General features: G+C 61.5%; 8 protein-coding genes. 3 read left to right on the top strand and 5 right to left on the bottom strand.

The window, feature by feature from the left end:
- Nucleotides 1-120: 120 nt before the first annotated feature.
- From ACVW0R_RS13295 to ACVW0R_RS13275, 5 genes are all read right to left on the bottom strand, one after another.
- On the bottom strand, nucleotides 121-714 hold the full coding sequence (locus ACVW0R_RS13295) for a hypothetical protein (protein ID WP_011430720.1): 594 nt from the start codon (nucleotides 712-714) through the stop codon (nucleotides 121-123).
- A 196-nt stretch (nucleotides 715-910) separates the two neighbouring features.
- Nucleotides 911-1,933 carry a thiamine-phosphate kinase gene (gene thiL / locus ACVW0R_RS13290; RefSeq protein ID WP_011430721.1) on the bottom strand — a complete coding sequence of 341 codons (1,023 nt, stop codon included), beginning with the start codon at nucleotides 1,931-1,933 and terminating at the stop codon, nucleotides 911-913.
- Nucleotides 1,934-2,016: 83 nt separating this feature from the next.
- A complete protein-coding gene (kaiC, locus tag ACVW0R_RS13285; protein ID WP_011430722.1) occupies nucleotides 2,017-3,621 on the bottom strand; it encodes a circadian clock protein KaiC in 1,605 nt (534 codons plus the stop codon).
- 25 nt (nucleotides 3,622-3,646) lie between these two features.
- The gene (gene kaiB / locus ACVW0R_RS13280) at nucleotides 3,647-3,949 is read right to left on the bottom strand and encodes a circadian clock protein KaiB (protein WP_011430723.1); all 303 of its coding nucleotides are present in this window, start codon (nucleotides 3,947-3,949) and stop codon (nucleotides 3,647-3,649) included.
- Between the two features lie 3 nt (nucleotides 3,950-3,952).
- Nucleotides 3,953-4,954, bottom strand: coding sequence for a circadian clock protein KaiA (locus tag ACVW0R_RS13275; protein ID WP_457502189.1), 1,002 nt, complete (start codon nucleotides 4,952-4,954; stop codon nucleotides 3,953-3,955).
- Between the two features lie 158 nt (nucleotides 4,955-5,112).
- Between ACVW0R_RS13275 and ACVW0R_RS13270 the strand changes: the two genes are divergently transcribed.
- From ACVW0R_RS13270 to ruvC, 3 genes are read left to right on the top strand one after another with little or no spacing between them, the layout of a single operon-like run.
- Entirely contained in the window at nucleotides 5,113-6,045 is a 933-nt protein-coding gene (locus tag ACVW0R_RS13270; protein ID WP_011430725.1) for a nucleoside hydrolase, read from the top strand.
- Between the two features lie 23 nt (nucleotides 6,046-6,068).
- Nucleotides 6,069-6,641: a CDP-diacylglycerol--glycerol-3-phosphate 3-phosphatidyltransferase gene (gene pgsA / locus ACVW0R_RS13265; RefSeq protein ID WP_099813062.1), complete on the top strand. Its 573-nt coding sequence runs from the start codon at nucleotides 6,069-6,071 to the stop codon at nucleotides 6,639-6,641.
- The gene (gene ruvC, locus ACVW0R_RS13260) at nucleotides 6,595-7,176 is read left to right on the top strand and encodes a crossover junction endodeoxyribonuclease RuvC (protein WP_414346959.1); all 582 of its coding nucleotides are present in this window, start codon (nucleotides 6,595-6,597) and stop codon (nucleotides 7,174-7,176) included. Before pgsA ends, ruvC begins: the two co-directional genes overlap by 47 nt.
- Nucleotides 7,177-7,281: the final 105 nt, after the last annotated feature.

Genomic DNA, 7,281 nt, shown 5'->3' with positions numbered 1-7,281 from the left:
TTACATACCTAGCCATACCAAGCAGCCATACTGAACATACTGGGCATTATTTTCAGTATAGTCCAGCATATCATTGACTAGAGTCATGCTCCACCCCTGCCTTGGAACAGAAGCCGGGGATTACAGGGTGAGCGGCGCTTCCAAAGTCAGATTAAACGACTGGCCGGGGCGCAGCACCACCACCTGGGGAGCGGTTACATTGCCCACCACCACGCCAGCCACTGCCCCGCCTAGAACATTGCCCGCCGAGACGCCGCCGCTGATGGCTCCCAAAAGGGTGCCTGCGACTGCCCCGATGGCTGCATCCTGGGCGATGGCCTCAGCCGAATACTGGCGGGGATCCTTCTCGTCGTGGAGGATGCCGGAAGAGGCCTGCAGGCTATAGGTGCGACCGCCGAGGACGATGGAGGTGGCAACAAAGCGGGATCCGCCCGGTGCCGGTTCCATTTGCCCAAAAACGCGGCTGCCCGCCGGGATCACCAAACGCCCCTGGTTGTCGAAAATGTTTTGCGTGACGGCCACCTCCAGCGGGTAGATGGTGTCGGGGTAAAAGTATTGCGGCCCTTCGCTGCTGAGGCTGCCGACGGGAATAATCGTCCCCTGCTCAAGGCGGTAGGCACCCAATTGGAAAAGCGGCTGGGCCTCTCCTGGCAAGGGGGCCAGCAGAGGGATCCCTGCCAAACCGATCGCGGCTGCTGCTAAGATAGCTTTCATCCAGAAGTCTCCAATTCTCCGAAGTTCTGCACGTGCCCGCGGCCTTTTCGGGCCGAGGTTTGTCCTTTTGCGGTTTTCTCTACACTTCCAGGTTACCCAATCCCAGTTCCGGTTTCCTTTCCGACTCGAGTAGCTTGGTTTTCAACTTTGGGCAGTTTTGAGCGGCCTAGGTGGCCAGTGAGTTTTTCAGACAGGCTCAAAAGTGCTGGAAGGCCTGCTGGCGGCTGAGGATTTGCCCGTCCTGCAACCGCACCGTCCCCTGCGGATCCCAGCCGGTTACTTCCCCAATCCAGGCGGCTCCTGGCAACTTTTCCAACAGATGCTTGGCCACCGACACCTCGGCACTGAGAAGCAGCTCAAAGTCTTCGCCCCCATAAAGCGCCCACTCCAAAGCTTGGGCCGGGAACGCCTGGCGCAAAGCCACCGAAATCGGGATCCGCTCCGCCGCGATCCGCGCCGCTACCCCACTGCTCTGGCACACCTGCACCAGGGCGTCCGCCAAGCCATCGCTGGTGTCCATGCCGGCCAGGCGCAGAGGACCGGGGAGCGCTTCCAAAAGGGACAGAACATCCAAGCGCGGGCGCGGGTATTGGTGGGCTCTGATCAACTGCTGCCGCTGTGCTGCCGTGGCTGAGGATCCCTGTTCGGGATGGAGCAGCAGCTCCAGGCCGGCCCGCGCGTCGCCGTGGGGCCCTGTGACCACCAGCCAATCGCCCGGCTGAGCCCGTCTGCGCTCAATCGCCCGCCCCGGCTGCACCGATCCCAGGGCCGTGATCGCCACAAACCGCTGCGGCGACCGACACAGATCCCCCCCCACCAATTCTGCTCCCCAACGGGCACAGCAGGCCCGCATCCCTTCGTAGAGCTCCTCTACCCAAGCCACCGGCGTGGATCCCGGCAGGCCCAAGCCCACCACCAACGCCCGCGGACGGGAGCCCATCGCTGCCAGATCCGAGAGATTGGCCGCCACCGCCCGCCAGCCCACCGCGTGGGCCGGGGTTGTCACGTCGCTAAAGTGAACCCCCTCCACCAAGACATCGGTGCTCACCACCAACTGCCCCTCAGGAGCGGGCAACACCGCCCCGTCGTCTCCCACCACCTGGGCAGGACAGTAGCGCTGCACGATCTGCAACAGCCCCGCCTCGCCGATGGCCGAGATGGGCGTGGGAGAAGAGCTGCTCTTGGGTTGAGGGAAAAAGTCGGGAAGATCGCTGAACAAAGGAGCCCCTGGCGGATGCACGCAGCCAAAAACCTATGGTTGCAAAATGTTAGGGGCAGTTGGCGCCGGTCAAGCCCAAGCCCCTACTCGTCCAAAGATTGGACATTTTGCACAATTCGAGAGAGCTCGTTCTTCTCATCCACATTGATGCGGGTCGGGGATCCGCTGATAATCCGCTCGTAGCCGCGGAAGGAATCGCGAATTTGAATCCCCGAATCCGAGATGAGGTACTCGCGGATGCCCTTGTCATGCCAGGATCCCCGCATTTTAAAGACGTTGAGCGCCCGTGCCATCTCGCCGCGAATCTCCACATACTGCAGCAGAATGATTGTGTCGGTGATGGTGGAGATGTGCGACTCGGTAATGGAATGGGATCCCATGAATTGATCGGTGGTGTTGGTGAAAAAGCCGGTGATCTCCTCCTGCTTGGCCAGGCCGGTTACGCCGATAACAAACTGTCGAAAAGCATTTTGGCTCACACCCCGCGCCAGCGCCGACAGCGAGTCGATGGCCATGCGGGAGGGCTTGAAGGCCATCATCTCGGTTTTGATCTTCTGCAGGTGGTCTTCCAGGCCGGCGGACTCGGGGTAGGCGCAGATGATCTTAAGGAGGCCTTGCCGCTCAAACTCCTCAAAGTCGATGCCCCAGGAAGAGGCATTGCGGGCAAGCTGGGCCCGCGACTCTTCGTAGGCAAACAGGATGCAGCGCTCCCCATTTAGGCAGCCTCGCTCGAGGAACTTGCTCACCAGCGAGGTCTTGCCTGTGCCGGTGGCGCCGGTAGCCAAGATAATCGAGTCTTTGAAAAAGCCACCGCCGCACATCTCGTCCAGCTTCTCGATGCCGGAAGAGACGCGCACGTTGGAAGAGCGCTGCGTCAGTTGCATCGCTCCCAGCGGGAAGATGTTGATCCCCTCGTTGGTGATGGTGAAGGGATATTCCCCCTTCATGTGGGTGGTGCCCCGCAGCTTCAGGATCTCGATGGTACGCCGCCGCTTCTCCCCCTCCAGGATGTTGCGCAGGATCACCACGTTGTCGGAGACGAACTCCTCCACCCCATAGCGGGCGATGGGGCCGTACTCCTCAGTGCGCTCGGTGGTCATGACCGTGGTGACGTTGGCCTGCTTGAGGCGGGCTGTCAGGCGAAACAGCTCCCGCCGCACCACGCCCGCCGGCTCATACTGCTGAAAGATGGCCGTTACCGAGTCGATGGCCACCCGCTTGGCTTTGTATTTGCGAATGGCATATTGGATGCGCTCGATGAGGGCCGACAAATCGAAATTGCCGCTTACCTCGTAGCCCTCCGGATCCGGCGAAGCATCCAGAATAAAGAGCTGCCCCTTGTCGATGAGGGCCTGCAGATCCCAGCCGAAGCTGGCGGCGTTGCGAATGATGTCGGCAGGGGTCTCCTCAAAAGTAACAAAGATCCCTGGCTCCTGATACTTGACAATGCCGTTGTAGAGAAACTGCAGGGCAAACAGAGTTTTGCCGGTGCCGGAGGTACCGCTGACCAAGGTGGTGCGGCCCAGGGGCAGCCCGCCGTGGCTGATGTCTTCAAAACCCTCGATACCCGTCTGTTTTTTCGGGATCCCCCGCGGCTCGGGCCCGCCCAGGAAGTAGGTCGATGGGATCCCCTCCGCGGCGTTACCTTGCAGCTTTTCTGACTCAGAAGGTTCCAATGGTTGGTTCATGCCCCTCTCTCCCCTAAAACCTGTCCTAAGCCTCTTCGTCCAATTCTTCGTAGAGCAGATCTAGGCCGATGAGCACCTTCTCTCGGTTGGACAGATCGCCGATAATCTTCCGCACCGGCGGCGGCAGGATTTTGGCCAGGGTCGGTGTTGCCAGGATCTTATCTTCCTCTGCCAGTTGCGGATTTTTCAAGACGTCGATGACTTTCAGGCTGTACACGCCGCGGAACTCTTTTTCCAGAATGTCTTGCAAGGTGCTGAGGGCGCGCAGAGAATTGGGGGTATTGCCCGCCACGTAGAGCTTGAGGACATAGGCTTTGCGAGTGGACATAACCTAGGGATCCCTTGGGGCAGATTTGGGAATGGAGCGGCGGTACATTTCGCTCAGGTGGGCCATCACGTCGATGAGAGTGAGGCGGTAATCCAGCAGGATCTCTTCGCTGCGACCCTCCAGTTTTAGTTGTTTGGCAAAATCCTCCATTAGGTTCATGTGCAGCTCCAACAGTTGGGCGGCGCCGATGTCGGCAAAAAAGGCAAGGGCCACCAGCTCGTCGATGCGGGCATTGACGGTCTCAGGAGATTGAAAATACTCCAGGACAATAGCCTGGTAAAGGTTACGCAGCCGCCGCATGAGGGCCTGCTGCTCGTCGGGGGGCAGGTGGCGGTAGAACAGCTCCGGATCCCGATGGTAGTACACGCCGGCGTAGCCGAGGCGTTCCCGCAGCTTTTCCGCCAGCCGCCGCTGCTGCTGGTGCGTGTAGAGCAGGTAGGGCTGATCCTTGGGGTGAGGGTTTGCTGCAGGCAGGCTGCAGGTGGGGGAAATCTGGAGAAACAGGGCAATGGCTCGGTTGATCAGCAGCTCCAAGGGAGAAGCAGAAGGAGTGGCCTGGGATCCCTTTGGCGGCAACAGCTCTGACGGCGAGACGAGGCGAACCAGAGTGGCGTTGTGGTAGAAAAACCGCTCCCGCTTGAGCAGAGCTCTCGCCCCCGGAGGAACAGGGGGGGAGGACGCTTCGCCGGAGCGGCTGGCGCTGCCTTCCGGTTTGAGCTCTTCCGACACAATGGCCACCACTGTCGGCAGCAACAGTCCCTGCTTGCAAAGCTGACAGCCCAACGCCTCCAGCTTGTCCAGCCGCGTCGCTTCCACCAGCAGCACCAGGCAGTCCGGATGGTTTTCCTCCCCTCGCAGAGCCTCCAGAAAGGCTTCCGGATCCTGGAAGACCTCAGCCACAAAGCGTTCTGGCGACAACAAAGCCTCTGCCGCCAGCGGCTCTCCAGCAGGCGGCTCCCAGTCGAGCAAAAGGCTGATGTGCAGTGGGTGGGTGTCGGGCTTCAATAAGGATAGAAAACGATAAGAACCGCCTTCGATCTTAAATCTTAAATCTTCTTAAACCTGACCGGAATCTGCCTTGGCCTTCAGAGTCAGCCAAGGGAGACTCAAAGAGAGCGTGCCATTGCCGCCTACACTAGGGGTGAAAGGCCTCTGGGAGCCCTATGGTGCCCCTGATCATCGATTGCGACCCCGGCCAAGACGACGCGGTGGCCCTGCTCCTGGCGATGGCTTCGCCGGAGCTAGAGGTGCTGGGCATTACCACGGTGGCCGGCAATGTCTCTGTGGAAAAAACCAGCCGCAACGCCCGGCAGATCTGCGAGCTGGCCGGCTGCCCGCAGATGGCAGTCTATGCCGGCTGTCCCCGCCCGCTGTTGCGCCCGCTGCAGACTGCCGAAGAGGTGCACGGCAAAAGCGGGATCGACGGGGCCAACTTGCCGGAGCCCCAGATGCCGCTGGGATCCCTGCACGCCGTGCAGTACCTGATCGAGACCTTGATGGCGGCGCAGGAGCCGGTTACCCTGGCGCTGCTGGGCCCGATGACCAACTTGGCAGTAGCCCTGGTGCAGCAGCCCCGCATCGTGGAGCGCATCCGACGTCTGGTGTTCATGGGGGGATCTGCCTTTGAGGGAAACACCACCCCGGCCGCCGAGTTCAACATCTTCACCGATCCCCATGCTGCTCAGATCGTGCTCAGCGCCGGGATCCCCGAGGTGGTGATGCTGGGCCTGAACGTTACCCAGCAAGTCCTCAGTACGCCGGAGCGGATCGAGCGGATCCGCGCCCTCGGCACGCGAGTAGGCCAGACGGTGGCCGACATGCTCGCCTTCTACGGCAAGTTCGACATCCGGCGCTACGGCCTGCCGGGGGGGCCGCTGCACGATCCCTGTGTAGTCGCCTACCTGCTGCAGCCGCAGTTGTTCGAGCTCAAGCCCTGCTACGTGGAGGTGGAGACGGCTAGCCCCCTCAATCTGGGCCGGACGGTGGTGGATCGCTGGGGGCTGAGTGGCCGCCCCGCCAATGTGCAGGTAGCTTTTGGGGTGGATGCCGAGGAGTTTTACCGCCTGCTCACCGAGCGCTTAGGCCGCTATCGGTAGTCGAGGTCGTCAAGGAGGTCGAGGTGAACCCTACCAGCCCAGTCCTAGTTCCCAAGCCGGCGTGGCTCAACCTGCCCACCGCCATCACCTTGCTGCGCCTTGGAGGGATCCCTTTGATTCTGCTGGGGCTGGGCCTGGGATCCCCGCTGGGGCAAGGGCTGGCTTTCTGGGCGTTTTTGCTGGCGGCGGCAACTGATTGGCTGGACGGCCACTTGGCCCGCCGCTATGGGCTGGTGACCGATGTGGGCAAGGTTCTGGATCCCCTGGTGGACAAGCTGCTGGTGCTGGCCCCGCTGCTGAGCCTGCTGGAGCTGGGGCGGATCCCCGCTTGGGGAGTGTTTTTGTTGGTGGGGCGAGAGCTGGCCATCGCCGGCTGGCGGGCCAACCAAAGCCAAATCCGCGGCGCCAATCTCTGGGGCAAAGCCAAGACGGTCGCCCAAATCCTGGCCATCGCCCTGCTGATCCTGAACTGGCCTATCGGGATCCCCTGTTTTTGGGTGGCGGTGGCCCTCACTCTGATCTCGGGGTTGACCTATTTGTACACCGACCATGCCACGCCGGACGCCTCTGCCGGCAAGGAGAGACCCCCTGCCTGATCGCGTCAGCGGGACGGAGTCCTCTCGCGTCAGCGGGACGGAGTCCTCAGACCCCACCCCTGAGCAGCGTATCCTCGGCCTCGACCCGGGGTTGGGGACGGTGGGTTTTGGCTGCATCCTGGCAGGTGCCGGCGGACTTCGCTCCCTGGACTACGGAGTCATCAGCACCCCTGGGGAGCAATCAATCCCGGAACGGCTGCAAACCCTCTACGAGGATCTAAAGGAGCTGCTGCGCCAGTTTCAGCCCCATCAGGTGGGGTTGGAAAAGCTCTTCTTCTACAAAATGGGCAACACCATCCCCATCGCCCAGGCGCGGGGGGTGATCCTACTCGTCCTGGCCCAGTATCATCTGGTGCCGGTGGAGTTCACCCCTGCCCAGGTGAAGCAAAGCCTGACGGGCTACGGGCGCGCTGACAAACAGGCCGTGCAAGCCGCCGTGGCCCGCGAGCTCAATCTGCCCAGCCTGCCCCGCCCCGACGATGCTGCCGATGCCCTGGCCATCGCCATCACCCTTTGGCACCACCGCTTTGCTTAGGAATCGGTCGGTGTGGCTGATACATTTACGCTGAACACTGCTGAGCATTACTGCTCAGCGGTGAAGCGATAGCATTCTGTCCGTTTCCGTTGTCACTACGCGACG

The organism is Thermostichus sp. MS-CIW-15, assembly GCF_054060575.1.
Note: the sequence above shows the minus strand (reverse complement) of the source record. Positions and strands in the feature narration are given on the sequence as shown.

Excerpts from the sequence above, each read along its gene's own strand:
- ACVW0R_RS13295 (WP_011430720.1), bottom strand. The coding sequence starts at position 714 with ATGAAAGCTATCTTAGCAGCAGCCGCGATCGGTTTGGCAGGGATCCCT.
- ruvC (WP_414346959.1), top strand. The coding sequence starts at position 6,595 with ATGCCACGCCGGACGCCTCTGCCGGCAAGGAGAGACCCCCTGCCTGAT.
- kaiC (WP_011430722.1), bottom strand. The coding sequence starts at position 3,621 with ATGAACCAACCATTGGAACCTTCTGAGTCAGAAAAGCTGCAAGGTAAC.
- kaiB (WP_011430723.1), bottom strand. The coding sequence starts at position 3,949 with ATGTCCACTCGCAAAGCCTATGTCCTCAAGCTCTACGTGGCGGGCAAT.
- ACVW0R_RS13270 (WP_011430725.1), top strand. The coding sequence starts at position 5,113 with ATGGTGCCCCTGATCATCGATTGCGACCCCGGCCAAGACGACGCGGTG.